24 protein-coding genes and 1 pseudogene are annotated in these 24146 nt (G+C 63.1%); 11 read left to right on the top strand and 14 right to left on the bottom strand.

Going from position 1 to position 24146, the window contains the following annotated elements:
- Nucleotides 1-14 precede the first annotated feature (14 nt).
- Both BLR13_RS11660 and BLR13_RS11655 read right to left on the bottom strand, forming a co-directional pair.
- Complete coding sequence (locus BLR13_RS11660) at nt 15-824, bottom strand: MlaD family protein (protein ID WP_074824152.1); 810 nt, start codon at nt 822-824, stop codon at nt 15-17.
- Between the two features lie 51 nt (nt 825-875).
- On the bottom strand, nt 876-1805 hold the full coding sequence (locus tag BLR13_RS11655; protein WP_074831631.1) for a DMT family transporter: 930 nt from the start codon (nt 1803-1805) through the stop codon (nt 876-878).
- Between the two features lie 499 nt (nt 1806-2304).
- Here BLR13_RS11655 and BLR13_RS11650 point away from each other — a divergent pair, with 499 nt between their 5' ends.
- Nucleotides 2305-2484, top strand: a complete 180-nt coding sequence (locus tag BLR13_RS11650) for a hypothetical protein (protein WP_143039745.1) — start codon at nt 2305-2307, stop codon at nt 2482-2484.
- Between the two features lie 142 nt (nt 2485-2626).
- Here the strand turns inward: BLR13_RS11650 and ybaK are convergent, their stop codons facing one another.
- Complete coding sequence (gene ybaK / locus BLR13_RS11645; RefSeq protein ID WP_074824159.1) at nt 2627-3100, bottom strand: Cys-tRNA(Pro) deacylase; 474 nt, start codon at nt 3098-3100, stop codon at nt 2627-2629.
- A gap of 328 nt (nt 3101-3428) precedes the next feature.
- Between ybaK and BLR13_RS11640 the strand changes: the two genes are divergently transcribed.
- The 5 genes from BLR13_RS11640 (at nt 3429) to BLR13_RS11620 (ending at nt 9012) form a co-directional block, all read left to right on the top strand.
- On the top strand, nt 3429-4721 hold the full coding sequence (locus BLR13_RS11640; RefSeq protein WP_074824164.1) for an adenylosuccinate synthase: 1293 nt from the start codon (nt 3429-3431) through the stop codon (nt 4719-4721).
- Between the two features lie 37 nt (nt 4722-4758).
- On the top strand, nt 4759-6375 hold the full coding sequence (locus BLR13_RS11635; protein WP_074824167.1) for a hypothetical protein: 1617 nt from the start codon (nt 4759-4761) through the stop codon (nt 6373-6375).
- 173 nt (nt 6376-6548) lie between these two features.
- Nucleotides 6549-7655 carry a DUF2336 domain-containing protein gene (locus BLR13_RS11630; protein WP_244525158.1) on the top strand — a complete coding sequence of 369 codons (1107 nt, stop codon included), beginning with the start codon at nt 6549-6551 and terminating at the stop codon, nt 7653-7655.
- 249 nt (nt 7656-7904) lie between these two features.
- The gene (locus BLR13_RS11625; protein WP_074824175.1) at nt 7905-8327 is read left to right on the top strand and encodes a DUF5413 family protein; all 423 of its coding nucleotides are present in this window, start codon (nt 7905-7907) and stop codon (nt 8325-8327) included.
- A 370-nt stretch (nt 8328-8697) separates the two neighbouring features.
- On the top strand, nt 8698-9012 hold the full coding sequence (locus BLR13_RS11620) for a hypothetical protein (protein WP_244525157.1): 315 nt from the start codon (nt 8698-8700) through the stop codon (nt 9010-9012).
- Nucleotides 9013-9279: 267 nt separating this feature from the next.
- On the opposite strand, the gene BLR13_RS11615 is transcribed toward BLR13_RS11620, so the two are convergent.
- The 4 genes from BLR13_RS11615 to BLR13_RS11600 form a co-directional block, all read right to left on the bottom strand.
- Entirely contained in the window at nt 9280-10059 is a 780-nt protein-coding gene (locus tag BLR13_RS11615) for an FkbM family methyltransferase (RefSeq protein ID WP_074824180.1), read from the bottom strand.
- Nucleotides 10060-10302: 243 nt separating this feature from the next.
- On the bottom strand, nt 10303-10437 hold the full coding sequence (locus BLR13_RS42240; RefSeq protein ID WP_283806913.1) for a hypothetical protein: 135 nt from the start codon (nt 10435-10437) through the stop codon (nt 10303-10305).
- Between the two features lie 1394 nt (nt 10438-11831).
- Entirely contained in the window at nt 11832-12092 is a 261-nt protein-coding gene (locus BLR13_RS11605) for a GCG_CRPN prefix-to-repeats domain-containing protein (protein WP_074824187.1), read from the bottom strand.
- A gap of 38 nt (nt 12093-12130) precedes the next feature.
- Nucleotides 12131-12370 carry a hypothetical protein gene (locus tag BLR13_RS11600; protein WP_074824190.1) on the bottom strand — a complete coding sequence of 80 codons (240 nt, stop codon included), beginning with the start codon at nt 12368-12370 and terminating at the stop codon, nt 12131-12133.
- A gap of 327 nt (nt 12371-12697) precedes the next feature.
- Between BLR13_RS11600 and BLR13_RS11595 the strand changes: the two genes are divergently transcribed.
- Together BLR13_RS11595 and BLR13_RS11590 are read left to right on the top strand one after the other, a co-directional pair.
- Nucleotides 12698-13660: an AraC family transcriptional regulator gene (locus tag BLR13_RS11595; protein ID WP_074824193.1), complete on the top strand. Its 963-nt coding sequence runs from the start codon at nt 12698-12700 to the stop codon at nt 13658-13660.
- 59 nt (nt 13661-13719) lie between these two features.
- Nucleotides 13720-14271, top strand: a complete 552-nt coding sequence (locus tag BLR13_RS11590) for a DUF4112 domain-containing protein (RefSeq protein ID WP_074824196.1) — start codon at nt 13720-13722, stop codon at nt 14269-14271.
- A 74-nt stretch (nt 14272-14345) separates the two neighbouring features.
- Here the strand turns inward: BLR13_RS11590 and BLR13_RS11585 are convergent, their stop codons facing one another.
- From BLR13_RS11585 to msrA, 5 genes are all read right to left on the bottom strand, one after another.
- On the bottom strand, nt 14346-14624 hold the full coding sequence (locus tag BLR13_RS11585) for a hypothetical protein (protein ID WP_027536864.1): 279 nt from the start codon (nt 14622-14624) through the stop codon (nt 14346-14348).
- A gap of 223 nt (nt 14625-14847) precedes the next feature.
- The gene (locus BLR13_RS11580; protein WP_074824198.1) at nt 14848-15012 is read right to left on the bottom strand and encodes a DUF3309 family protein; all 165 of its coding nucleotides are present in this window, start codon (nt 15010-15012) and stop codon (nt 14848-14850) included.
- 140 nt (nt 15013-15152) lie between these two features.
- The gene (locus tag BLR13_RS11575) at nt 15153-15527 is read right to left on the bottom strand and encodes a hypothetical protein (protein WP_074824202.1); all 375 of its coding nucleotides are present in this window, start codon (nt 15525-15527) and stop codon (nt 15153-15155) included.
- Nucleotides 15528-15700: 173 nt separating this feature from the next.
- Nucleotides 15701-16114: a peptide-methionine (R)-S-oxide reductase MsrB gene (gene msrB, locus BLR13_RS11570; protein ID WP_074824205.1), complete on the bottom strand. Its 414-nt coding sequence runs from the start codon at nt 16112-16114 to the stop codon at nt 15701-15703.
- A gap of 113 nt (nt 16115-16227) precedes the next feature.
- A complete protein-coding gene (gene msrA / locus BLR13_RS11565; protein WP_074824208.1) occupies nt 16228-16947 on the bottom strand; it encodes a peptide-methionine (S)-S-oxide reductase MsrA in 720 nt (239 codons plus the stop codon).
- 278 nt (nt 16948-17225) lie between these two features.
- Between msrA and BLR13_RS11560 the strand changes: the two are divergent.
- Nucleotides 17226-18953: pseudogene (locus BLR13_RS11560) on the top strand (caspase family protein).
- Between the two features lie 144 nt (nt 18954-19097).
- Here the strand turns inward: BLR13_RS11560 and BLR13_RS11555 are convergent.
- Nucleotides 19098-20207 carry an ATP-dependent DNA helicase gene (locus BLR13_RS11555; RefSeq protein WP_074824213.1) on the bottom strand — a complete coding sequence of 370 codons (1110 nt, stop codon included), beginning with the start codon at nt 20205-20207 and terminating at the stop codon, nt 19098-19100.
- Between the two features lie 186 nt (nt 20208-20393).
- Here BLR13_RS11555 and BLR13_RS11550 point away from each other — a divergent pair, with 186 nt between their 5' ends.
- On the top strand, nt 20394-21602 hold the full coding sequence (locus tag BLR13_RS11550) for an LLM class flavin-dependent oxidoreductase (RefSeq protein ID WP_074831634.1): 1209 nt from the start codon (nt 20394-20396) through the stop codon (nt 21600-21602).
- A 69-nt stretch (nt 21603-21671) separates the two neighbouring features.
- On the opposite strand, the gene BLR13_RS11545 is transcribed toward BLR13_RS11550, so the two are convergent.
- The gene (locus BLR13_RS11545; protein ID WP_074824216.1) at nt 21672-22658 is read right to left on the bottom strand and encodes an ABC transporter substrate-binding protein; all 987 of its coding nucleotides are present in this window, start codon (nt 22656-22658) and stop codon (nt 21672-21674) included.
- A gap of 513 nt (nt 22659-23171) precedes the next feature.
- On the opposite strand from BLR13_RS11545, the gene BLR13_RS11540 reads away from it, so the two are divergent.
- The gene (locus BLR13_RS11540; RefSeq protein WP_074824219.1) at nt 23172-24122 is read left to right on the top strand and encodes a sulfonate ABC transporter substrate-binding protein; all 951 of its coding nucleotides are present in this window, start codon (nt 23172-23174) and stop codon (nt 24120-24122) included.
- Nucleotides 24123-24146: the final 24 nt, after the last annotated feature.

Raw genomic sequence — 24146 nt, 5'->3', positions numbered from 1 at the left:
ATTGCGGCGTCAGCCTATCGTCTCGCCGGACTGGAGCCAAACTTGCTGCTGTTGATGGACTGGCTGAGCTCGCCGAGCATCTTTCGGGCATCGTTCAACGCCTTGTCGGATTTCTTGTCAAAGCTCTCGATCAGCTCGCGCATCGAGGCCACGGTCGGCAGCAGCTCGCCGCCATATTTGTCGCTGGCAAGGCCGCCGAGAAAATTCTGGGTTTTGATCAGCGCATTGTCGACGCTGCTGATGCCGGCGTCCGCCGTGTTGATGACATTGGTGATCCGCTCGCCGCTGCCGGACAGCGAGGCGGTAAACGTTTCGAAATTCAGCAGCGTGTCCTTGACCGCCGTCTCGTTGTCGGTGATCGCCTTGTCGACGTTGCGCAGCGCTCGGCGGATTTTCTCCTGCAGGCCGAGCGTACCTTCGGCATCGGCGGTCAGTTCCGGAATGCCGTCCTCCCCCTTGGGCGGCGGCGGCGCGCCGTCCGAGCCGCCGGTGAACGAGATCGCCGCAATTCCTGTGAGGCCCTGGAATTCGAGGCCGACCTGGGTGTCCTTGCGGACCGGCGTGGCGCCGTCGATCATGGTGAGGGCGACGACGCGGCGCGGATGGTCGAGCTTCAGCGACACCACCTCGCCGACCCGGATGCCGGCGAAATTGACGCTGCCCCCCTTGCGCAGGCCGGAAGCGGAACCCTCGAAAATCACCCGGAACGGCACCTGCTGGCGGATGCCGGCGATCTTGCGGTAGGTCAGGAAACCGCCCAGCGACCCGGCGATCAACGCCAGGGTCAGGGTGCCGATCATCAGGTTGCTGGCGCGCGCTCTCATTTCAATGCCTTGCAAAGCATTCCGGAACGATAGCGGATTTGATCCGGCAAGTCAGGCGCTTTGCTGCTTTCGCGACGCCACAAACACGCCGGTCAGCACCAGCGCAAAGCCGATGAGCTGGAAGGCCTGCGGATGTTCGCCGAGGAACACGATCGACATCACGGTGCCGAATACCGGCACCACATGAAAGAACGGCGCGGCGCGGTTGGCGCCGATCAACTGCACGCCGCGATTGAAGCAGAGATAGGCGAGGGTGGAGGGAAACACCACGACATAGACCAGCGTCAGCAGGTTGGCGGTGTTGAATTCCATCGGCGGGCGCGCGAACAGTTCCCAGATGAACAGCGGGATCAGGCAGGCCGCACCGGCGCCGAAGGTGAAGGCGACGAACGACAGCGCGTGGATATTCGGGCGCTTCAGCGACAGCACCGAATACAGCGCGAAGATCACCAGCGCGACGATGAAGATCAGGTCGCCCTTGTTGAAATCGATCTTGGACAGCGTGGTGAGGTCGCCATGCAGCAGGATCACCAGCACGCCGCACAGCGACAGCAGCACGCCGAACGCCTGCGCCAGCGTCAACCGCACGCCGAGCAGCAGCAGAGACCATATTGCGACCACCAAAGGTGCCGCCGATTGCAGCAGCAGCGTGTTGAGCGCCTGGGTATGCTCGAGCGCCCAGTATTGCAGGGTGTTGAAGGCGCCGATGCCGGTGATCGAGAGCACGATCATGATGCCGAGGCGGCCGCGGATCGCGGGCCAGTCGCGCGCCAGATGTTTCCAGGCAAACGGCAGGATGATCAGAAACGCGAACGTCCAGCGCAGGAAGGAAAGCGTGACCGGCGCGATATGCCCGGCCGCGAGCCGGCCGACGATGGCGTTGCCGGCCCAGCACATCGCGGTGACCGAGAGCAGCAGATAAGGCTGGTTGGCGAGCCAGTTGCCTGCCGGAGCGCTTGACGTCGGTTCGGAAGCGGACATTCGGTCCAACGCGGTTTCGAGCGAGGTGGAAACCGGTTCGCGCTTGAGAAAACGCGTCAAACAAGAGGGCCCGGTTCATGGCGCCGCGGCCCCGCCCGGCGCGGGTGGCCGGGCCGGAATGATCGCCCGGCTCAAGCCACAGACACGGATTTGACGGCTTCATCAATGGGGCAGATGCATCGCGACCATGCGCGGCTCGAAACGCCGGGCGCGGCGCGCGCCATGGCGCTTCGGGGTTGCCACGGAGGGGGCGAGTATGCAATCTAGAGGTGATTTTGGAAGGGTGTACCAACCCGATTTTTTGGGAGACAAGCGGGAGGCGCAGGCATTATGCGTAATACAGGCATTATGCGTAACAATTGAGTTGAGCTATCGAGTTCGCGTTTTGAATTGAAGAATTGAGTGTCCGTTCGACCGGTGGACCACGGATTTGGGACGATTGCGGATCTCGCAGTTCGTTTTTCGTGCGGTCGGATTTGGCAACGGATGGGACAAATTGTTGAAAAAACCGTTTTTGAAAGAACCATTGTCGGCCGAAGAGGCCGAAGCCGAAAAGCGTCACCGCTTCGCGGTTCGTGCCAGCTCCATTCTGGCGTTCATCGAATGCGACGACGATCTGCGCCCGAAACTGCGCGAGGCGATCGTCGAGGCGATGCTGTGGGCGCAGACGCAGCCTTAGTCTGAACTCAGAAATAGTCTCTCGTCATGGCCGGGCTTGTCCCGGCCATCCACGTCCTAGCTATATCGGCTAGTAAAAGACGTGGATGCCCGGGACAAGCCCGGGCATGACGGAAAGTGTGTGGCTATTTGTTAGGTCAAACTTACGCCGTCAGCGGCCGCGCGATCGCGCCCAAAACCTTGACGGCATCGTTGGGATCGAGCTCGACCTGCAATCCGCGCTGGCCGCCGTTGAGGAACACGGCGGCATGGCCAAGCGCCGCCGCCTCGATCGCGACCGGCACGCGCTTTTTCTGGCCGAACGGACTGATGCCGCCGACATGGTAGCCGGTCAGCCGTTCGGCATCGGCCGGGCGCATCATCCTGGCGGCCTTGGCCCCGAAGGCGCTGGCGAGCTTCTTCATGCTGACCTCGGCGTCCGACGGCACCACGGCGCAGACCGGCTTGCCGTCGACCTCGGCCATCAGCGTCTTCAGCATGCGGCCCGGCTCGACGCCAAGCGCTTCCGCCGCCTGCAGGGCGATGCTTTCGGCCTCCGGATCGTACTCGTAAGCGTGCAGGGTGAACCGCACGCCGGCCTTTTCCAGCGCCTGGGTTGCCCTCGTGATTTTGGACATCGGGCGGATTACTCCGTGTTCATCTCTTTGCCCCGGCGCCGCCACAAATTTTCCGGGGATATCAATGGGTTGGAGGCCCTCTAAGCACCCCCGAAAGCTGCCTTCTTGCTTGCGTCGGTTGCCCGCTTCCTTTATCCGGTTGGACTGCCTCGCATGCAAACGGCCCCCGGCCGTGATTTTGGCTGGGCAGCATGATCCCGGAAAAGTGGGTACCGGTTTTCCGCAAGGATTATGCTCGAACGAGAGATAAAGCACGATCCGGAAAGACGGGCACTCCTTCCGGAAATATCATGCTGGGATCAACCGAGTTGCAGGGAACACCTTAGAAATGGCCAATGTTGTCGTCGTCGGCGCCCAGTGGGGCGACGAGGGGAAGGGCAAGATCGTCGACTGGTTGTCGGAGCAGGCCGATATCGTCGTGCGCTTCCAGGGCGGTCACAATGCCGGCCATACGCTCGTCATCAACGGCGAGACCTATAAATTGGCGCTGCTGCCGTCCGGCGTGCTGCGGCCCTCGAAGCTTGCCGTCATCGGCAACGGCGTGGTGTTCGATCCGCAGGCCTTCCTGGACGAGGTCGCGAAACTCAGGGGCCAGGGCGTCGCCATCAGCCCCGACAATCTGCGTGTCGCCGAAAACGTCACGCTGATCCTGCCGCTGCATCGCGAACTCGATGCGCTCAGGGAGTCCGGCAACAAGGCCACCGCGATCGGCACCACCCAGCGCGGCATCGGCCCGGCCTATGAAGACAAGGTCGGCCGCCGCGCCATCCGCCTGATGGACCTCGCCGATCTCGACACGCTGCCGCACAAGATCGACCGCCTGCTGGCGCACCACAACGCGTTGCGCCGCGGCTTCAACCTGGACGAAATCGACGGCGCCGGCATCTTGAAGGAACTCACGGCTTTCGCGCCGAAACTGCTGCCCTATGCCGAGACGGTGTGGCGGCTGCTCGATATCAAGCGCCGCGAAGGCAAGCGCATCCTGTTCGAGGGCGCGCAGGGCGCGCTGCTGGATGTCGACCACGGCACCTACCCCTACGTCACCTCGTCCAACACGGTGGCCGCGCAGGCGGCGACCGGGACCGGCATGGGTCCGGGCGCGGTCGGCTATGTCCTCGGCATCTGCAAGGCCTATACGACCCGGGTCGGCCTCGGCCCGTTCCCGACCGAGCTCAACAACGAGATCGGCGAGGAGATCGGCCGCCGCGGCAAGGAATTCGGCGTCAACACCGGGCGCAAGCGGCGCTGCGGCTGGTTCGACGCCGTGCTGGTGCGCCAGACGGTGCGGACCTGCGGCATCACCGGCCTGGCGCTGACCAAGCTCGACATTCTCGACGGTTTCGATTCGATCGAGGTCTGCACCGGCTACATGCTGGACGGCAAGGAAATCGACCATCTGCCGGCCGGCGAGGGCGCCCAGGCCCGGGTGGTGCCGATCTACGAGACCATCGAGGGCTGGAAGGAACCGACCGCCAACGCCCGCTCCTGGGCGGAGTTGCCGGCCCAGGCCATTAAATATGTCCGGCGGGTCGAGGAACTGGTGGGCTGCCCAATCGCCTTGCTTTCCACCAGCCCCGAACGCGAGGATACTATTCTGGTGCAGAACCCGTTTGAGGCTTAACGGGATGTTACCGGCAAGGGTGCATGATTGAGTTGATATGGCTGATTATTACCCGCTGATCGCGCGTGCTATTGCCGGCCTGGACCCCAGCGCCCCCGGCGAGAGCCGCCGTGCCCTGTATGAACGGGCCCGCTCGGCGCTGATCGCGCAGTTGCGCAGCGTGCAGCCGCCCCTGAGCGAATCCGAGATCACCCGCGAACGGCTGTCGCTGGAAGAGGCTGTCCGCAAGGTCGAATCCGAGGCCGCCCAGCGCGCCCGCGACGCCACGCGGCCCGGCGGCCCCCCGCGCTCCTCGAGCGGCGATGCCTTCCGCCGTGCCAACGCCCGGCCGCCGGAATCCGGCCCGTCTTCGCTTGATTCGCCGGCCCTGCGCCCGCGTCCGCCGGCGCCGCCATCGCGCGACGCCCGCCCGCCGCTCGGCCAGGACGATCCGCAGCGCTCCGACCGCAATCTCCGCGCCGAAACGCCGCCGCCGCGCCCGCAGCCGCCGCAACTGCCGATGCAGGAGCCGGTGCTGCCGCCGACCCGCGAACGATCGGGCGCGCCGCGCCGCGGCCCCGACAATTCGGCGCCGCAGATGCCGCAGCCGCCCGGCATGCGCGGCTTCCGCGATATCGCCGCCGATGCCGACGATCTCGGCCGCGCCGCCGCGACCGCCAACCGCAACGCGCGCAAAACCTACGCCAACGTGCCGTCGCCCTCGCCGGAATTCGACCGGATCGAGCCCGGCATGGAAAACCGCGGCGCCGATCCCGAACAGCCCTATTCCTATGACGAGTCGCAGGAGGAGGCGGACCGCTACGCAACCCAGCCGCCGCAAATGCCGCCCCCGCAGCAGCGTTCGCGGATCGGGCTCGGCAGCGACCGCGAGCCGAAGAAGCGCACCCGCGCTCCGGCGGTGTTCCCGTTCAAGAGCGCGATCGCGATCGGCATCGTGCTGATCCTAGTCGGTGCCGGAATCCTGTGGGGCCGCTCGGTGCTGTCGGGCGTCAGCGGCCTGTTCAAATCACAGCCCACGATGGTGGAAGCGCCGAAGGATGCCTCGGCGCCGCAGTCGAAACCGAAGATTCCCGATCGCGTCGGCCAGCCCTCGTCGTCGGACACGGTGGCGCCGGTGGCGCAGCGCGTGGTGCTGTATGACGAGGATCCGGGCGATCCCAAGGGCAAGCAATATGTCGGCTCGGTGATCTGGCGCACCGAACAGATCAAGGCGACCGGCAACGCGAAGCCTGATATCGCCGTGCGCGCCGACATCGAGATTCCCGACCGCAAGTTCAAGATGACGATGTCGTTCCGCCGCAACACCGATAGCTCATTGCCGGCGAGCCACACCGCGGAACTGACGTTCATCCTGCCGCAGGATTTCACCGGCGGCGGCGTCGGCAACGTACCCGGCATCCTGATGAAGTCGAACGAGCAGGCGCGCGGCACGCCGCTGGCCGGCCTCGCGGTCAAGGTCACCGACGGCTTCTTCCTGGTCGGCCTGTCCAATGTCGATGCCGACCGCACCCGCAACCTGCAGCTCCTGAAGGAGCGCTCCTGGTTCGACGTGCCCCTGGTCTACGTCAACCAGCGCCGCGCCATCATCGCGATCGAAAAGGGCGCCCCCGGCGAGCGCGCGTTCAACGACGCGTTCGCGGCGTGGGGGGAGTAGGGGCTGCCCTCCGTACAAATGCTGACAAGCCGGGTTTGGCCGGCAACTTCCCATTAGGGAACTCTGCGTAAACTCCGCAATTATTGCCTGCTCGCATCGACGTTGCCCTCATTGAAGGGGCTCCTGGCCATGCCAGTGATCCGCGCGATGCCTTAACCGCAGTGGAACGCATGATGGCTGCCGTATCGCCGAACCTGCGCGCGGAATTGAACGGCGCCGAAAAGGGCGGACCCGAGCACGATGCCCAGATTTTCGGGCAGGTGACGGACCTGTTCCTGTCCAACGTCGATCACCTCAGCGAATCCCAGATCAATTCTGTCGATGGTGTCCTCGCTCCCCTGATCGGGCGCGTCGAGGCGACCATGCTGGTCGATCTCAGCGAAGACTTGTCCGCGATCGCACCGGCGCCACGCCGGACGATCCGTGCGCTTGCTTTTCACGACGATCCCCTGGTCGCCAGGCCGGTGCTGCGAAGGTCCAACTGCCTGTCGGAAGCGGACCTGCTTGAAATCGTCAACAGCGGTCGTCAGCAACATTTGCTGGCGATCTGCGACCGTAAAGCGCTCAGCGAGAAACTCACCGATGCGCTGATGCGGCTTGGCGACGTCAGCGTCTCCAATGCGCTGGCGCGGAACGCCGGCGCACGCTTCTCCGAATGCGGCTACGCGACGCTGGTCGGACGGGCGGAGCGCGACGAGAGCCTCGCCGAAAAGATCGGCCTGCGGCTGGACCTTCCCGCGAACCTGCTGCGGGAGTTGCTTGGCAAGGTTGCCGACGTGGTGCTGGCGCGGTTCCTCACGGCTCCGCGACCTGTTGTGAAGCCGAAAGCGGAAGGGTCGGTAGCTGCAGCCGTCGAACGGCCGCGCGTGACCCGGCCAAAGGTCGACTACACCGCGGTGCAAACCGAACTCGCCACGCTCAATCGCGCGGGCAAGCTCAGTGATGGAGCCGTGAACCGGTTCGCGGTGAGGGGCGAATACATCAATGTGGTGGCCGCGCTCGCATTGAAGGCCGACGTCAAGCCGGAAGCCATTGAACCCTTGCTCGATAGCGAACGGCTGTATGGTTTGATCGTGGCCTGCAAGGCTGCCCGGCTGACCTGGTCGACAACGACGATGATCGTTCGCAACCGGCCCGGCTGCCCGCCGCCGACCCAATGCGAGCTCGACCAGTGCGTTGCGATCCATGAATCCTTGCTGCTGTCGGTGGCGCAATGGACGGTCAGATGGGGCACCGATCGGCTGCTCGCTCAAGCGACGGCCGGCAAGAAACTGGGCTGACCGGATTGGTACGGCGGCGGCCGCTCCGCGGCCGTGGCCGTGAAAGTCGGCTGAGCGGCCCGGTTGATCACTCTCGCGAGCCGGAATTAGACCTGACAGTTTCACACGGTGTAACCGAAGCTGGTTGGCCCTTGACTCCGCCTTGACTGAATTCGAAATTGCACGCGCCGAGTTGCCGATCAGGAACCGGATCATGTCGGGTCAACGGAACAAGGTCGGCCTGATACACGGGTTCACGCAGAGGTCGCCATGAGACGCTATCTGATCTTCGCAGCCATCGGCCCGTTCATCGGCGGCTTCCTGCTGCTGCTCGCGACCACGGTGTCGTCGGGGTACTGGACCGAGACCAATTGGGGCGAGGTCGGAAAATTCCTGGCCGCGTTCGGCAAGACGCTGCCTTACAGCTATTTGTTCGGCGTCGTGCCGACGCTGATGATGGGCGCGATCGACGACATCCTGTTCCATGTGCCGCGCATCAAGCCCGCGCGACGGGTGGTGATCATGGCCTGCCTCGGATTCGCGCTCGCCGAATTGCTCTACGGCTCGCGCGGGCCCGATACCGGTGCGTTGCAGTTCGTCCTCTACGGCATGGTTGGCCTGGTGCCGGCGGCGATCTCGTCCTGGCTCGCGCGCAAATATGACGTCGAGCCGCAGCCGGCGCATTCGACTTAGAGCGCCGCCGTTTCGGCAACGGCTGATGGGATCGGTAGCAAGCCAATCGCCACTGCTTCCGCGCGAGTGCTGCAGCAGGCTCCGAACGATGCCGCCGGCGCGATGACCGTGCTCAACAATCTTTTGGCGAGGGTGCGCCCATCGAGGCGCCCAGCCCAGCCGGTCAGCGTCGCAGCAGGAATCGTTCGTCCCCGCTCGCGCGTCCGGAAGGTGGATGGAACTTAAGGGGTGCTCCTTTTTAGCAGTCATTCCATCAAGTTTCCTCGGATACAGTGTCGCGGCCGGGCTCACGCCCCAGTCCCCGGCCCGGAAGCAGGCGACCCTGCCCGCGAAGTGAGGTCGCTTTGTGCGGGACTTGCTGGAGCCAAAGATGATGCGTCGCTCCCCCTCCATCGTGCCGCATGGCGCCGACGGCGACACCTATGTGGTGCTAAACGATTTTGGCAAGCTCGGGCGCGCTTGGTGCGAAGCAGATGAGCAAAGCGCTGACCGGAAGACGCTGATCCAACGTCTCATGGAAGACCAGTATAGTCACCCCGTTCGCATTGTCGCCTTCAACACCGCCGAGGGCTGGTCGCGCGACGTCACGGTCGATATTGCCGACGAGCTGCGCCGACGCTTTGCTGAATTCGACGAGGTGCCGCGCTCGGTGCAGGAGTTCTTGGAAATCGTTGTCCGGCGCTGAGCCGTTCGCCAAAAAGGCCCTCGGCTCAAGGAGCAGAGCCGAGGGAGAGTGCCTCTTCCTTCGACCTGCCGATGATACGCAACATGTCGGCAGACGGCGAGATTGCCACCGAGCTTCCTGCCTTAAGCGGCAAGCCTTTTCGCCCGATGCATGACACCCGTAACCCTGACGTTTCCAAGCGGAAGAACCGGCTGCCCCAACAGCTTTCCCGTCTCCCTCGCAGCTGCTCGGCGTTCGCTTCGGTTCGTCAGGGTCGCTACGTCAGCTCTATTTGACGTCGCTGAGCGTTTTGTCGCTGCTATGAATGGCCAGCAGATTGATGTCTGCTTGCATCACCTTGTAGCCGCGCGCCTCCAGCCATCCCACGAGCTGCAAGGAGTCTGCCTTGATCTTCTCGATCAGCATAACCGGGAGACATTTTTCAATGGTTGCGCGTCCGCCTTCCAGCGCCTCCATTTCCATGCCCTCGATGTCGATCTTGATGAAGTCCACCCGCGGCAGATTGATCTCGTCGATCGTCAACTTCCGGACAATGACGGTGTTTTCTTCATAGTCGATAATCTGCCCGATGAACTCATTCCCGGCACGCTGACGCAGTTCCAGACTGCCAAAGCTGGAGGGGACGAGATAGTTGGGATTGGGGATTTTCAAGGTTCCGGGTTCGGACGACACCGCGGCGTGCAGCGCATAGGCGTTGAAGCAGTTGTTGATCGCGATATTGCCGGCCAGGGCATAGAAAATTCGTTCCTGCGCTTCGATCGCAAGCACGGATCCCCATCCGGTCATCGCGTTGGCCCACTCCACAGTGTGGACGCCGATATTGGCGCCGCAGTCAATCGCCACGACCCCGTCGCCATGATGATGACGCCGGCGGCCGAGCACTTTCAGCGCCATCTTGACCTCGCCGAGGTCGAATGTCCCGGTCTCAAGAATCTGGAAGCCGACGCCGTATCCTTGGGTGGCATCGACCATCCGATAGTCCAATCGGTTAACGATCATTGTCCCGTGATTGGAGGAAGCAAGAACGAAGGCCAGCTTGCGTGCCATCAGTGTCTCCCGAAAGGGCCCGGAATTGCGCTCGAATTTGACTCGGCGAATTACGACTCACTTGTGTGGAGCTTACTTTACTCGGCGGCTATCGGGCCGAGACCATAGTTTACAGGACCTTGTAAACGGGACGTCTCTTTGGGTCATTTTCGGAAGTCAGGCTGCAAGCTTGGCTGTCGGATCTCTCCCCGCCGGGAGTAAAGCCGAAGTCGCCGTCGGACACAGTATCACGTAACTGCGGGCCTAAATTCTGAACGAATGCCGCATCTGCGTCGCCAACTGCCCGGCGGCGCTAGTGTACTTGCCCGCTGCATAATACTGGTCGGCAAAATAAAGGACGGCGGCGATAATGGTCGAGGCGATCAAAAATCTCTTCATCCGTAGCACCTCTGGAAGCGAGGCTAGGCAACGCTTAGAACAGAGTAGACTTTTGCCTTGGAACGTAGTCGAGCACGTCGCCGTGCCGTTGCCTGATCAACCGGGAAAGAACTCTTATGGTCTGAAATAGAATTATAACGCTGATGATGTCGAATATCATGACAATAAGCCTCCGGTAAAAACGACCGCAGGCATTTCCGCTCTGCGGTCACGGGGTTATTGAAAATAAAAGCGTATCAAATAGCCGGTAGCCCCGGCTGGACCAAAACTAACGCAACTTCGAAATTGGCGCCAAATAGAATTTTCGGTTCCGATGCAGGAACAGAAAGCCTGTTACTTCGGTGCAACAGCCTGCCGCATGTCCTGACGTTGATACTGAGCGCTTGGCGGCGTCAGCAATGGCAGCGAAGACGAGGCCCGGAGTGCCCCCCAGCGTCCGGGCCTCGTAACTGCAACAGCCCATCCATTCGACATGTGCGAATGCTTGTCCCCCGCTGCGGCGAAGGATTTGTAGGTTGTGCGTGGTGGTCTGGCTAATCCGTATCACTACGGTGTGGATGCCCTCACAAGTATGAGTCGGCTCCGCGCGCAAGGATGATGTTGAGGGAGCGCGTGCGGCAAAACAACCCGACGGGCAAATCACCGAAAGTCTGTCCAGCCCCTCGCTTAAAAACATTTCCGTTGCCCCGTCGGGCAAATCAGACGTTTAACTCCGCCCGTCTCCCGCGATGAGAGGGGCGAGCGCGATCGTCACGAACGTGCGGTGGGATGCGGTGGACGCGATGGCGGTGAAGACGAACGCTGTTGTTGCGTACGGTGAAGTCGTTTGGGTCCGACGCCCCGGTGCTGGCGTCAAGTCGGCGGAAGCGAAAGCCGAAGCTGATGATGGTGGCAAGAAAGCCGGTCACCAAGACGATTACGTATAAGCCGTAAAGCCATTGCGCAGGGAAGGCCGGATGCCTCCGCCAAACCTGTATGCTTGCGTGCACACTCTTGTTGCAACTATCGCACGCAAGACCGCGGGTGCGGCGCGCACCCGGTCTTCCCTGCGCCCTCTCTATTTCGAGGGCAAGGTTGATTGCAAAACTTCGGGCAGAAAATGCCGCGAGATCGCGAAGTCGTATTCATTTCGTAGCCCGGATGAGCGCAGCGACATCCGGGACAACTCTCACACCGCCCCCGGATTTCGCTGCGCTCATCCGGGCTACGAGCTAGCCGTCATTGCGAGCGCAGCGACGCAATCCATCTCGCCACGTAAAGAAAGAATGGATTGCTTCCGCCTTCGCTCGCTGAGCTTCGGCGGACAAGTCGCTGCGCTCGCAATGACGCAAACAAAAACGGCGGACCTTTCGGTCCGCCGCAGATGATGCGAGTAAGTTTACGTGATGCAATTTTCAGGTCCCGTTGGCGCGGCAGCGGCCGTAAGGGCCGAGGTACCAGCCGCGCGGGCAGGCATGCGCGGCGGGGTTGGCGTAGTTCTGCCGGCAGCCGCCATAGGGGCCGCGATGCCAGCCGGCGCCGCATCCCCCGGCGACGGCGATGACGTCGCTGCTGGATGCCGGCGCAACGGGCGCCAGCGGCAGCGCGTTGGCGCTGCTGACGAGGGTGCCAAGGACGGTGCCAAGCACGAAGGCCGTCGCGATCAGTCTGTTCATGAAGCGTCTCCTGTTGGGTTGACCGAAATCGTCAGGCTTCAGCCGCCGGCGAAGGCCATGCCGGCGCGGACCTCGGCGATCGCCTGGTCGATCATGCCGAGCGCGCGTTCGCGGTGGCCGCCCTTGTTGGGGGTTGCGGCGGCAAGTTCTGCCCGCGCCGATTGCAGCAGTCCGACGGTCTCGGCCATGTGCGGCTGCGCGCCGATGGCATAGCCGATGCCCATGCTGGCGGCGATCGCGGTGCCGAGCAGCGCCTTACGCGCGAAAGATGTCGTCATCTCGTGGTCTCCTCTGGGTTTTTTCGCAGCCCATCCCCGTTGCGGGATGGCGGCCGCCGGCCTCGGACCGGGCCGCCATACGGTTAAGCCCGGCCGGTGCCGCCGTCTTGGACTGGCGGGCGCCGCGGCTTTGCCAATTTGGACTGGCGGGCGCCAACAGCGTTTTCAAGCGAAGCATGCCCCCGGACTTGATCCGGGGGTGGACCCCGGTTCGCGTCAAGAAAACGCGTCAAAAACAAAGGCCTTTGCCCCTTCATCCGGCGTTCATCCAGCGGCAGCCAGACTGGCGTCGCCTTACTGGAATCGCCTCACCAGCTGCCCCCGCTGATGCCCGTGCTGAAGAAGATGCTGTCGACCGACATGCTGCCGCAGGGCCTGAGCGAGCGGCAGCGCTTCATGCATTTCGCCGAGCTGTTCGAGCATTTTTCCAACACTGGCGAACTCGATCCGGCCGACGACGTGCCGTTTCGCGCGGCGATGAATTCGATCCACATCGGCACCACCATGCTCGGCCGCTGCGACGGCACCTTCACCACCGTGCGGCGCGACCGGCGCCAGGTGCTGGCGACCAACGACGACCGCTACTGCCTGGCGCGCAACACCGGCCATCGCGAGTCCCGCGTCACCCATCGCGGCCGCGAGTTCGTGATGCGGCCGGGCTCGATGGCGCTGCTCAAGCTCGACGAGCCGTTCTTCGCGGCCGATGGCGTCAACGAGAAGCGTTTCACCAACGTGCACCTGCCGATGGCGACGCTGAAGGCCATGGTGTCCGGCGTCGACGATCTGGTCGGCCGCGAACTCGAGCCCGGCGGCGCGCTGTCGCTGGCGATGGATTACAGCGATCTGCTGCTGCGCCATCCGGGCGCCGTCGACGAAGCCGGTTTTGCCATTGCGGGCCATCTGATGGATCTCGCAGCACTCGGTCTCGGCGCCCGCAGCGAACTGGCGACCGAAGCCCGCCGCGGCGGGCTGCGCGCGGTGCGGCTCAAGGCGGTGCTGATGATCCTGCAACGGCGCTTTACCGAGCCGGATTTTTCCGCGCAGAAACTCGCCGCCGCCGCCGGCCTGTCGGAGCGTTACGTCAACGAATTGCTGTATGAGGCCGGCGCCAGTTTTACCTCGCGGCTACTGGAACTGCGGCTGCGCCGCGCGGCGGAATGGCTGGCGCAGGCAAGCGAGCGGCGCATCAGCGACATCGCCTTCGATTGCGGCTTCAACGACCTGTCCTATTTCAACCGCTGCTTCCGCCGCCGCTTCGGGTTGACCCCGACCGCCGCGCGGGGCAGGTAGCAGGCCATGATTTGCGGCGGCGTGACGCAACTTGCGCCTCGCGTTCGCGTTACCATCTGATGACCATGTCAAACGACGATATCATCATGCCGAAACGGCCCCGCACCGAGCGGCCTGCTCAAGGGCCGTTCCGGGAGCGTGCGCCGAGGCGCGGCCCTGTCATTGACCAGGACGGCAACGAAATCCGCGACGCCGGGCCGCGCACGCAGTTCGAGCAGTTTCGCTTCGATTTCGGCCAGGCCGGCGCCAACCCGTTCACCAACCTGACCCGCGAGCAGCGGCTGGCGCGGCTCGACGCGCTTGCAAAGCTGCTCGACGTCGCCTTCATCCTGCCCGGCACCAATATCCGCTATGGCATCGACGGCCTGATCGGGCTGATCCCCATCGTCGGCGACCTCATCACGACCGCGATCTCGCTGTGGCTGGTGCGTGAGGCGCGCTCGCTGGGCGCGCCCTGGCACATCACGGCGCGGATGCTGGCCAATGTCGCGGTCGACGGCGTGGTCGGCATGGTGCCGCTGGCGGGCGATGCCTTCGACGTCATGTTCCGTGCCAATGTCCGCAACGTGCGAATGCTCAAGCGCTGGATGGACAGGCAGCCCCGTGCGTGAGGCGGAGGAATATCGCGCACAAAAAAAGCCCCCGGACGCGATCGTCCGAGGGCGTGTTGCTTGAAGCGAATTGTTTAGGCGGCGTCGGCGTCCGCAGGCGCGTCCGCACGGGGGCGGCGCTCGAGCGGGAAGGCTTCGCTCTCATAGAGCGTGCGGATGCCGCTCTGGTCGAAGCGCGCTTCCTCGACTTGCAGATAGGCGCCATTCAGCGAATCCGCCGGCAGCTCCTCGATCGCAAAGCGAACCGCTTCGGCCGCGGTGCCAAATCGCCGATAGGCGAAGCCCGCCCGCTTCTTCTTGCGGATCGCGGCGGGGAACAGTTCGGCGGCGGTATCGTAACTGAAGGGACGCATGGTCTCTGACCTCAATCTTTTTGGCTCTTGCGTGGAGCGAATGTGGATTGGATGACGGTGGGCCGCATCCCGGCGGCGCGCCGTGCTCGTCATTTCGACCCCCAATATAAGCCTGTTTGACAGAAATGCGACTCCTGAGGCGGCTCATCGGGGGTGATGATGAATCCACGCATGGCTGCGCCGGCTTCCGGATAAAGCCAGTAATTTCAAATGTTTATGCGAATTACAGCTTGCCGAGCAGCACCAGGACGAGCAGCACGACCAAAATCACCCCGACGAGCCCCATGCCGGAATGGCCCATGCCGTAGCCATAGCCGCCAAAACGGCCCGAGAAGCCGCCCAGCAGGAAAATAATCAGAATGATGATGAGTATCGTTCCAAGCGACATGGCGGTCTCCCCGAAAGGCCGCGGGCCGCGCGGAAAACGCCCCCGCGGCCCGGATCAAAGCACAATCCGGGCCGCGAGTCCTTGGTCGATCCGCCGAAGAGGGGTGTCGCCGTGCTTCCCCCAAAAGGGGAGAAGGAAGATTACCTTTTCGCCTCGTCCACCGGCAACACCTTGAGCGGGCTCGCATAGGGTTCGACGCGCAGCGATTCCGTGGCGATCAGGCCGATCTTGTGCAGCGGGGCCTGTTCGAGATCGCCGCTGGCGGATTTGTGCACGGCATATTGCCAGACGCTCATCGAGCCCTTCGCCACCAGCATCTTGGCGATACCACCGGCGTTTTTGCCGTCGAGCTGCGCCAGTTCGTCGTCGGACATGCCGATCACGATCTCGTCCTTCTGGGTGATGACCTTGAACAGCGAAACCTTGTCGGCGGCGAGGGCAGGCTGGATCACAACGCTCTCCATGATGAGGCCGGTCAGGCCGAGGCCGAGCAGCAGACATTTGGACATGTGCATCAGAACTTCCTTGTGGCTCGCGCGCGGGGCAAACGAAGGAAATGCAAAGAAAAACCCCGCGCGACCAGTTCTTGGTCGCACGGGGTGGGAAGTCAGTTCGATGCAAATAGCGTTTTCGAGCGAAGTGGGTACCGGTTCGCGTGCAGAAAACGCGTCAAAAATAGAGTTCGAACCTATTTAGGCTGCAGCTTCAATGCCGCCGAGTTGATGCAGTAGCGCAGGCCGGTCGGGCCGGGGCCGTCCTCGAAGACGTGGCCGAGATGGCCGTTGCACTTCGAGCACAGCACTTCGGTGCGGACCATGCCGTGGGTAACGTCGCGCTCCTCGTCGACATGGCTGTCGACGGCGGGTGCCGTAAAACTCGGCCAGCCGCAGCCGGAATCGAACTTGGCGTCGGACTCGAACAGCGTCTGGCCGCAGCCGGCGCAGGTATAGGTGCCCTTGCGGTGCTCGTGCTCATACTCGCCGGAGAACGGCCGCTCGGTCGCCTTCTCGCGCAGCACCGCATACTGCATCGGCGTCAGCTCGCGGCGCCATTCGGCTTCGCTCTTCTCGACTTTGGCTGCTGTCGTCTTGGTGTCGGACATGATGTCTCCTCAAGTTTGATCGTCATTGCGAGCGTAGCGAAGCAATCCATAGTGAGGTTGTCGCCGTGGATTGCTTCGTCGCTCTGCTCCTCGCAATGACGAGAAGCGTTGCGTCAGTTGGTGACCTTCGCGTTGCTCACCAGCGTCGGCTTCTCGATGTAGCTTTCCGCAAAGATCTTCTTCAGGTTCTCGACCTTCGGGATGTCGTTATAGGCAATATAGGGCTGGTTCGGGTGCAGCGTCAGGTAGTCCTGGTGATAGGCTTCCGCCGGATAGAACGCCTCCAGTGGGCCGATCTTGGTCACGATCGGCTTCTTGTACACCTTGGCGGTGTTGAGCTGGGCGACATAGGCCTCCGCGACCTTCTTCTGCTCGTCATTGGTGGTGAAGATCGCCGAGCGGTATTGCGTGCCGCTATCCGGGCCCTGGCGGTTCAGCTGGGTCGGATCGTGCGCGACCGAGAAGAAGATCTGCAGAATCTTGCCGTAGCTGATCTTCTTCGGGTCGAACTTGATCTCGACCGATTCCGCGTGTCCCGTCGTTCCGGTCGAAACCGTGCTGTAGTCGGCGGTGGCCTTGCTGCCGCCGGCATAGCCGGACACCGCATTGACCACGCCGGCGGTGTGCTGGAACACGCCCTGGACGCCCCAGAAACAGCCGCCGGCGATGACCGCGGTCTGGATTCCGCCGGCGCCTTGCGCGTCGGCAGTGGGGGCGGGAATGATCACGGCCTCTTCGGCGGCAAGCGAGGGCGCGATGGCGAACGCGGCAATGACCAGCGCACCGATGGCGGCGGCGCAGAGCGAAAGACGGCTGAAGCGGCGAGGGGACATGGTTTCCTCTTGGGCGGGCGGGTTGGGGGGCAGTTTAGAGCGGGAGCCGTGTTTCGCAATCGGCACGGTTCTCCCCGATGCCCCAAGATACGGCCGACGACAGGTTTTGTTACGACTCGTTTCACACGAGTTCGTGAATAAAATCGCGTGGCTGCAATGATTTAGAGCAAGGGTCAGGACAAGGTGGGAACCGCGCTCGACCCGGCCGTTCGTCCCTTCCAACAATGAACTCGCGGTCGCCTCCAGCGACCAATCTGCATCCGCCGGAGCGTTCGCGAATGTTGCGCGCCCTGTTCGTAGCGATCGTCGCGCTTGTCGGCATGGGCCCCGTGCTGGCGGCTGCGGATATTGATACCTGCCGGGACCCGGCCGCGGAATCCGAGGCCAGGCTTGTCGCCTGTTCGGCGGTGACGGTGGATGACACCATCACCGGGAAGCCGAGGGCGGCGGCCTATCAGGTCATCGGCGACTCCTTCATGAAGAAGCGCGATTACCACAGCGCGATCGATGCCTTCGGCAAGGCGCACGACACCGACCCCGATAACGTCGGATACGTCAATTCGCGCGGCATCGCCTACAGCAGCAAGGGCGACGACGAGCATGCGCTCGCCGACTACGACCTGTGTCTGCAGATGCGTCCGAATTTTGCGAGCGCCTACAACAACCGCGGCATCATCTTCCTGCGCAGGCTCGACTTCCCGCGCGCCCTCGATGAATTCAATGCCGCGATCAAATTTGGCCCGACCAGCCCGAACCGCTACACCCATCTTACCAACCGCGCGCGCGCCGAAACGCTGCTCAAGCAATACGACGCCGCACTCGCCGATTTTTCCGAAGCGCAGAAGCTCAACGCGGACGGACCGCAGGTTCCGTCGAACCGCTGCATTGCCTACACCGAGATGAAGCGGTTCGACGAGGCGCTCGCGGACTGCAACGTGGTGCTCGCGAAAATGCCGAAAAACGTCTATGTGCTGACCAGCCGGGCCAATGCCTATCTTGCCAAGGGTGACCTCGATGCCGCGCTGGCCGACTACAACGAGGCGATCAGGATCGCCCCGAACAACATACGGGCGCATGCCGGGCGCGGGCAATACTACGAGAAGAAGGGTGACGCCGCGGCCGCGCGCTACGATTACCGGTCCGCGAGCGCGACGCTGACGAAGGTTGACGATACCGACACCGCGATCGCGCGCCGTTTCGCGAAAGATCGGCTCGCGGCGCTGGTCGCGGCCGCGCCGCCTCCAGCATCGACTCCCAAGCCGGCTCAGGGAAAGGGCGCGGCGCCGGAGCCGCCATCGGGTCTCCGCAAGGTGGCGCTGATCATCGGCAATGGCGGCTACAAGAACGTGCGGCAGCTCGACAACCCGCCGCGCGACGCCAGGCTGATCGCCGACACGTTTCGCGGTATCGGCTTTGCGACCGTGACGCTTGCGCCCGACCTTACCCGCGACAATTTCTTTTCGGCCTTGCGCACGTTTGGCGCGGAGGCCGAAAAATTCGACTGGGCGGTGGTTTATTATGCCGGTCACGCCATGGAGATTGGCGGGGTGAATTATTTGATCCCGACCGATGCAAGGCTCGCGACCGACCACGACGCCGAGTCGCAGGCGGTGGCGCTGGAGCAGGTGATCGCCGCGGTCGCCGGCGCGCGCAAGCTCAAGCTCGTCTTGCTGGACGCCTGCCGCGACAATCCCTTTGAGAAAACCATGCGGCGCACCATAGCGCTGAAGCTGGTCAGCAAGGGCCTTTCCAACATCGAACCGGAAGCCGGGTTCATGGTGGTCTAGGCCGCCAAGCATGGTGAAACCGCGCTCGACGGTGAGGCCGCCAACAGCCCGTTCGCGACCGTCCTCGCGCGCGATATCAGGGAGCCCAAGGTTGAAGTGCGAAAACTGTTCGACATCGTCCGCGATGACGTCTGGAAGGCCACCAACCACGCGCAGCAGCCGTTCACCTACGGCTCGCCGCCCGGGCGCGAGGATTTTTACTTCGTGGCGGGGAAGTGATTATTCCTCATGGTGAGGAGGCGCGTTAGCGCCGTCTCCGGACGATGCTTCGCATCGCCGGGCGAACCATGAGGCCCGCGGCCCATCCTTCGAGACGCCGCTTCGCGGCTCCTCAGGATGAGGATGGCTTGTGGCGAGGGCGTCCTAAACCACCACGCTCAGCCGTTTCGCCGCACGCGTGATGCCGGTGTAAAGCCACCGGGCGCGGCTCTCCTGGAAGGCAAAGCTTTCGTCGAACAATACGACGTCATCCCACTGCGAGCCCTGTGACTTGTGCACGGTCAGCACGTAGCCATAGTCGAACTCGTCGTAGGGCTTGCGCTGCTCCCACGGGATGGTCTCGATGGCGCCGCCGAAGCAGTCGCCGCGCACCGAGACCTTGGTCACCTTGTGGCCGAAATCCTCATCCGGCGACAGCCGCATGGTGATGATCTTGGATTTCGACTGCGCCCGCGACTTCACCCGCCACAGCCCGCCGTTGAACAGGCCTTTCTTGCGGTTGTTGCGCAGGCACACCAGCTTGTCGCCCGCGACCGGCAACGGATCCTCGATGTTCTGCTTCTGCCGCACCCGCATGTTGTAGGCGCGGCGGGTGTTGTTGCGCCCGACCAGCACCTGGTCGGCTTGCATCACCCGGTCCGGATCGAGCTCGTTGCGCGAGACGACTTCGCTCTCGCCGTGGCGGCCGATCTCGAGCTCGCGGCCTTCGCGGATATCCATCGACATCCGTACGATCGGATCGTCCTGCGCCTGGCGATGCACCTCGGTCAGCATCGCGTCGGGTTCGTTCTCAGTGAAGAAGCCGCCGCCCTGGATCGGCGGCAATTGCGCGGGGTCGCCGAGCACCAGCAGCGGACAGTCGAACGACATCAGGTCGCGGCCCAGTTCCGCATCCACCATCGAACATTCGTCGATCACGATCAGTTTGGCCTTCGAGGCCGGCGCGTCGTCCCACAGCTCAAAACTCGGCTGCTCGACGCCGGATTCGCGCGCGCGGTAGATCAGCGAGTGGATCGTGGAGGCGTTGTCGCAGCCCTTGTTGCGCATCACCAGCGCCGCCTTGCCGGTGAAGGCGGCGAACTTCACCTCGCCGTCGACGCCGTCGGCTATGTGCCGCGCCAGCGTGGTCTTGCCGGTTCCGGCATAGCCGAACAGCCGGAACACCGGCGGCGTGCCGTTCCTGCCGGGCTTGGCCTTCATCCAGTCGGCAACGGCCTTGAGCGCGGAATCCTGATGCGGCGTGAACGTGGTCATGGGGTCCAGGTGGAGGGGAGAGCGGGCCGGTATCGGCCGCGACTCATCTACCCCAAGCTAACCATTCAGGCCACCAGCGCAAGACGGCTTCCGCGGTGCGGAATTGGCGTTTCGTGGCCGAGGCTAGACTTGTCGCCGATGGGGAATACACTGCCGCAAAACAACAAGCGGTTTCGGGAGAACGTCATGAAATTCGGTATCTTCTATGAGCTGCAACTGCCGCGCCCCTGGGAAGAGGGCGACGAACTGCGGCTCTACCAGAACGCCCTGACGCAGCTCGAGACCGCCGATCGGATCGGCTATGACCACGCCTGGGTGGTGGAACACCATTTCCTCGAGGAATATTCGCATTCGCCCTCGCCGGAATCCTTCCTCGCCGCCGCCAGCCAGCGCACCAAGAAGATCCGGCTCGGCCACGGCATCTTCCAGCTCACCACCAATCACCCGGCCCGTGTCGCCGAGCGGGTCGCGGTGCTGGACCTGCTGAGCAACGGCCGCTGCGAGTTCGGCATGGGCGAAAGCGCCTCCATCACCGAGCTGACGCCGTTCGGCCGCGACATGGAAACCAAGCGCGAGGTGTTCGAGGAGGCGGTGCAGGCGATCTTCCCGATGTTCACGAAAGTGGGCACCGAACATCATGGCAAGTATTTCGATATTCCCATGCGCAACGTGGTGCCGAAGCCGGTCCAGAAACCGCACCCGCCGCTGTGGATGGCATGTTCGCAGTTGCAGACCATCGAGCGCGCCGGCGAGAACGGTTTCGGCGCGCTCGGCTTCCAGTTCGTCAGCGCCGAGGCCGCGCATGCCTGGGTGCATGCGTATTATAATGCGATCACCAAGCGGCTGAAGAAGCTCGCCGACTACCAGATCAATCCGAACATGGCACTGGTGTCGTTCTTCATGTGTGCCAAGACCGACGAGGAGGCGCGGGCGCGCGCCGACGGCGCGACCTTCTTCCAGTTCGCGCTGCGCTTCTACGGCGCGTCGACGAACCGCCAGCGTCCGGCGCCCGGCACCGTCAACATGTGGGACGAATACAACAAGTGGAAGCGCGAAAATCCGGGAGCCCAGGAAGCGGCGCTGCGCGGCGGCCTGATCGGTTCGCCGGAAACCATCCGCAAGAAGCTGCGGCGGTTCCGCGCCTCGCATATCGACCAGGTGATCCTGCTCAACCAGGCCGGCAAGAACAGCCACGAGCATATCTGCGAGTCACTTGAACTGTTCGGCAAGGAAGTGATGCCGGAATTCCAGCACGATCCCGAGCATGAGGCCTGGAAAGCCGGCGTGATGAGCGGCGCGATCAAGCTCGAAGAGATCGATACCGACGCCTTCAAGGATCGCTACGGCAAGCTTGCCGTGAATGTGGCTCCCGCCGCGAAGGTCGCGGCGGGATAGCCTCGATCGATGTGGATGGTTGACGCGGCGCGCGGGTTACCCTCGCGCCGCGGTCGTTTGGCGGGATCGTCAGTTCAAGTTCGCAGCCGCCGTAAAACTGCGATCGACGGCCTTGCCGACGTCGAGTTTCCTGGACAGGATCCCGTAGCGCGTGGCGCGGTCTGAGGCCTCCTGAACTTCCCTGACGATCGTTTCATCGATCGCGATCGGGCTGGTGCGCTGGGCGGTGTAGGCGCCCAGCAACACGTCTTCCGGGAGCTTGGTCAATTCGGCGGTGCTTTTGGCGTATTCGGCCAGATGATCCAGCGACCACAGCCGCGCCTTGTTGAGTCGCTGCACCAGATCCTGCACCGCGGCGCGCTTGGTGGCGATGGCGCCATCCGAGGCGACGATGAAGGTGATGGTCGGCGTCAGGCCTTCGCCATTGGCGACAATTCGCGCGTTGTCCTTCAGAGTCGCATAGGACACGTAGGGTTCCCAGACGGCCCACCCGTCGATCGAGCCCGCGACCAGGGCGATCTTGGCATCCACCGGACCGAGTGGTGCGAAGATCGCATCCTCGATCTTGTTGCCGCCTTTCTCGAGTGTCGCATCGATCAGGAACTGGCCCCATCCGCCGCGCGTTCCGGCCAGTCGCTTGCCTTTCAAGTCGGCGGCACTCTTGATGGGCGAGTCCTGGCGGACCAGGATGGCCTGGGTCCGCGCATCGGCGCGGGCGCCGCCGATCGCCTTGATCGGCGCGCCTGCGGCATACACGGTCAGGAACGCGAGATCGCCGGTGTAGCCGACATCCAGCGCGCCGGCGTTGAGTGCTTCGAGAATCGGCGCAGCCGCCGGAAATTCCGACCACTCGATCTTGTACGGCAGGTCCTTCGCCAATCCCGCGATTTCGAGCAAGGAGCGATTGCCGCCTTTTTGATCGCCGACGCGCAGCGTGATGGTGTCGGCGGCCATCGCCGACGCCGTCATGGCGATTCCGACGGCGACGCCGAACAGCGCCGCGCCAAGGTTACGCATGCGCGAGCGGGATTTTGAGTCGGAGGGGTCTATATTCATGCCTGTCATCTTTCCGGTTTGATCGGCTGCGTTGCGTCGGCAATCAGCGATCTGAAAAACCTACGACCGGCCGGATATCAGTCAATGAAACGGCTGACTGAATATTTCAGCGCGCAAGCAATGATCGCATCGTTTTTTCAACGGCGGTGGAAGGTTGCCGAAGGCGTAGCGGGATCGTGTCGGCCGCGAGGCGTTTCGAGGGATAATTATCTCGCGCGGATTTCTGTAGCGCAGGCGCAGCAGGGACTGTGGATGGCGTATTCAGCCCGGTCGATCGACGTTGGTTCACGTCGGTAGTGCTGCCTAATCGAAGATTAATAAGTCGAGGCGGTGTCGACCTAAAAACAAATGCGCCGCGGCCAATCGTGTTCCGGCAATAAACCCATCGCCGAAATCGCACCCGGCAGTGCTGCCGTTGCTATTTTCTCCGTACACTCGACACGTCTTCCGTGCCGCACCATCATTCTCTCGTCGCATGATCGCGCATGTCGCGAACATGATCAGGAGAATGTGATGAAGCGCCGCGAATTCTTGAAACTATCGCTGGGAACTGCGGCGGTCGCCGCGGTGCCGCTGCACGCGCGGGCGGAAGCCGGCGTGAAGGGAATTCGTGTCGGCTACCAGAAGAACGGCGTGCTCGTTATCGCACGGCAGCAGGCGACCCTGGAAAAACATTTCAAGCCGCAAGGTATCGACGTGAAATGGGTCGAGTTCTCATCGGGGCCGCCGATGATGGAAGCGATGAATGTCGGCAGCATCGATTACGGCGCGGTCGGCGATTCGCCGCCCGTCTTTGCACAGGCGGCAGGCGCCGCCATCGTCTATGCGGCCGGCCAGCCTATCACCAACGGGCAGGGCATCCTGGTGCCGCAAAATTCGGCAATCAAGTCGATCGCGGATCTCAGGGGCAAGCGGATCGGATTCACCAAGGGGTCGAGCGCGCACAACATTACGGTACAGACGCTGGAAAAGGCAGGGTTGACCTACGCCGATATCACGCCGGTCTACCTGACGCCGCCGGATGCCGGGCCGGCCTTCGCCAATGGCAGCATCGATGCATGGGCGATCTGGGATCCCTATTTCGCGATCGGCGAAACCAAGCAGAACGGTCGCATTCTGGTCAATGCCTCCGAGATTACCAAGACCAATTCCTTCTATATCGCCAACCGCGATTTCGCGAAAAACCACGGATCTGTCCTGCAGCAGATCATCGATGTCACGACCTCGACGGCGAAATGGGCCGAGCAGCACCGCGACGAAGTGGCAAAATCTCTCAGCGCCGTCACCGGCATCGCGCTCGACATCCAGACCATCGCCGCCAATCGCTCAGCGTTCGCCGTCGGTCCGATCACCGAAGACATCATCGCAACCCAACAGGGCGTCGCCGATCGCTTCTTCAAGCTTGGCCTGATTCCAAGGCAGATCGCGATCCGCGACATCGTCTGGCGCAACACGCAGACCTGATGCGGCCAGCACCCATTTCGACAT

The sequence above is a fragment of the Bradyrhizobium ottawaense genome (assembly GCF_900099825.1).
Taxonomy (GTDB): domain Bacteria; phylum Pseudomonadota; class Alphaproteobacteria; order Rhizobiales; family Xanthobacteraceae; genus Bradyrhizobium; species Bradyrhizobium ottawaense_A.
Note: the sequence above shows the minus strand (reverse complement) of the source record. Positions and strands in the feature narration are given on the sequence as shown.

Excerpts from the sequence above, each read along its gene's own strand:
- BLR13_RS11595 (WP_074824193.1), top strand. The coding sequence starts at position 12,698 with ATGCCCGTGCTGAAGAAGATGCTGTCGACCGACATGCTGCCGCAGGGC.
- BLR13_RS11620 (WP_244525157.1), top strand. The coding sequence starts at position 8,698 with ATGATGCGTCGCTCCCCCTCCATCGTGCCGCATGGCGCCGACGGCGAC.
- BLR13_RS11550 (WP_074831634.1), top strand. The coding sequence starts at position 20,394 with ATGAAATTCGGTATCTTCTATGAGCTGCAACTGCCGCGCCCCTGGGAA.
- BLR13_RS11590 (WP_074824196.1), top strand. The coding sequence starts at position 13,720 with ATGACCATGTCAAACGACGATATCATCATGCCGAAACGGCCCCGCACC.
- BLR13_RS11575 (WP_074824202.1), bottom strand. The coding sequence starts at position 15,527 with ATGCACATGTCCAAATGTCTGCTGCTCGGCCTCGGCCTGACCGGCCTC.
- BLR13_RS11615 (WP_074824180.1), bottom strand. The coding sequence starts at position 10,059 with ATGGCACGCAAGCTGGCCTTCGTTCTTGCTTCCTCCAATCACGGGACA.
- BLR13_RS11625 (WP_074824175.1), top strand. The coding sequence starts at position 7,905 with ATGAGACGCTATCTGATCTTCGCAGCCATCGGCCCGTTCATCGGCGGC.
- BLR13_RS11605 (WP_074824187.1), bottom strand. The coding sequence starts at position 12,092 with ATGAACAGACTGATCGCGACGGCCTTCGTGCTTGGCACCGTCCTTGGC.
- BLR13_RS11655 (WP_074831631.1), bottom strand. The coding sequence starts at position 1,805 with ATGTCCGCTTCCGAACCGACGTCAAGCGCTCCGGCAGGCAACTGGCTC.
- BLR13_RS11585 (WP_027536864.1), bottom strand. The coding sequence starts at position 14,624 with ATGCGTCCCTTCAGTTACGATACCGCCGCCGAACTGTTCCCCGCCGCG.
- BLR13_RS11635 (WP_074824167.1), top strand. The coding sequence starts at position 4,759 with ATGGCTGATTATTACCCGCTGATCGCGCGTGCTATTGCCGGCCTGGAC.
- ybaK (WP_074824159.1), bottom strand. The coding sequence starts at position 3,100 with ATGTCCAAAATCACGAGGGCAACCCAGGCGCTGGAAAAGGCCGGCGTG.
- BLR13_RS11660 (WP_074824152.1), bottom strand. The coding sequence starts at position 824 with ATGAGAGCGCGCGCCAGCAACCTGATGATCGGCACCCTGACCCTGGCG.
- BLR13_RS11580 (WP_074824198.1), bottom strand. The coding sequence starts at position 15,012 with ATGTCGCTTGGAACGATACTCATCATCATTCTGATTATTTTCCTGCTG.
- BLR13_RS11545 (WP_074824216.1), bottom strand. The coding sequence starts at position 22,658 with ATGAATATAGACCCCTCCGACTCAAAATCCCGCTCGCGCATGCGTAAC.
- msrA (WP_074824208.1), bottom strand. The coding sequence starts at position 16,947 with ATGTCCCCTCGCCGCTTCAGCCGTCTTTCGCTCTGCGCCGCCGCCATC.
- BLR13_RS11630 (WP_244525158.1), top strand. The coding sequence starts at position 6,549 with ATGGCTGCCGTATCGCCGAACCTGCGCGCGGAATTGAACGGCGCCGAA.
- msrB (WP_074824205.1), bottom strand. The coding sequence starts at position 16,114 with ATGTCCGACACCAAGACGACAGCAGCCAAAGTCGAGAAGAGCGAAGCC.
- BLR13_RS11540 (WP_074824219.1), top strand. The coding sequence starts at position 23,172 with ATGAAGCGCCGCGAATTCTTGAAACTATCGCTGGGAACTGCGGCGGTC.
- BLR13_RS11640 (WP_074824164.1), top strand. The coding sequence starts at position 3,429 with ATGGCCAATGTTGTCGTCGTCGGCGCCCAGTGGGGCGACGAGGGGAAG.
- BLR13_RS42240 (WP_283806913.1), bottom strand. The coding sequence starts at position 10,437 with ATGAAGAGATTTTTGATCGCCTCGACCATTATCGCCGCCGTCCTTTAT.
- BLR13_RS11600 (WP_074824190.1), bottom strand. The coding sequence starts at position 12,370 with ATGACGACATCTTTCGCGCGTAAGGCGCTGCTCGGCACCGCGATCGCC.
- BLR13_RS11555 (WP_074824213.1), bottom strand. The coding sequence starts at position 20,207 with ATGACCACGTTCACGCCGCATCAGGATTCCGCGCTCAAGGCCGTTGCC.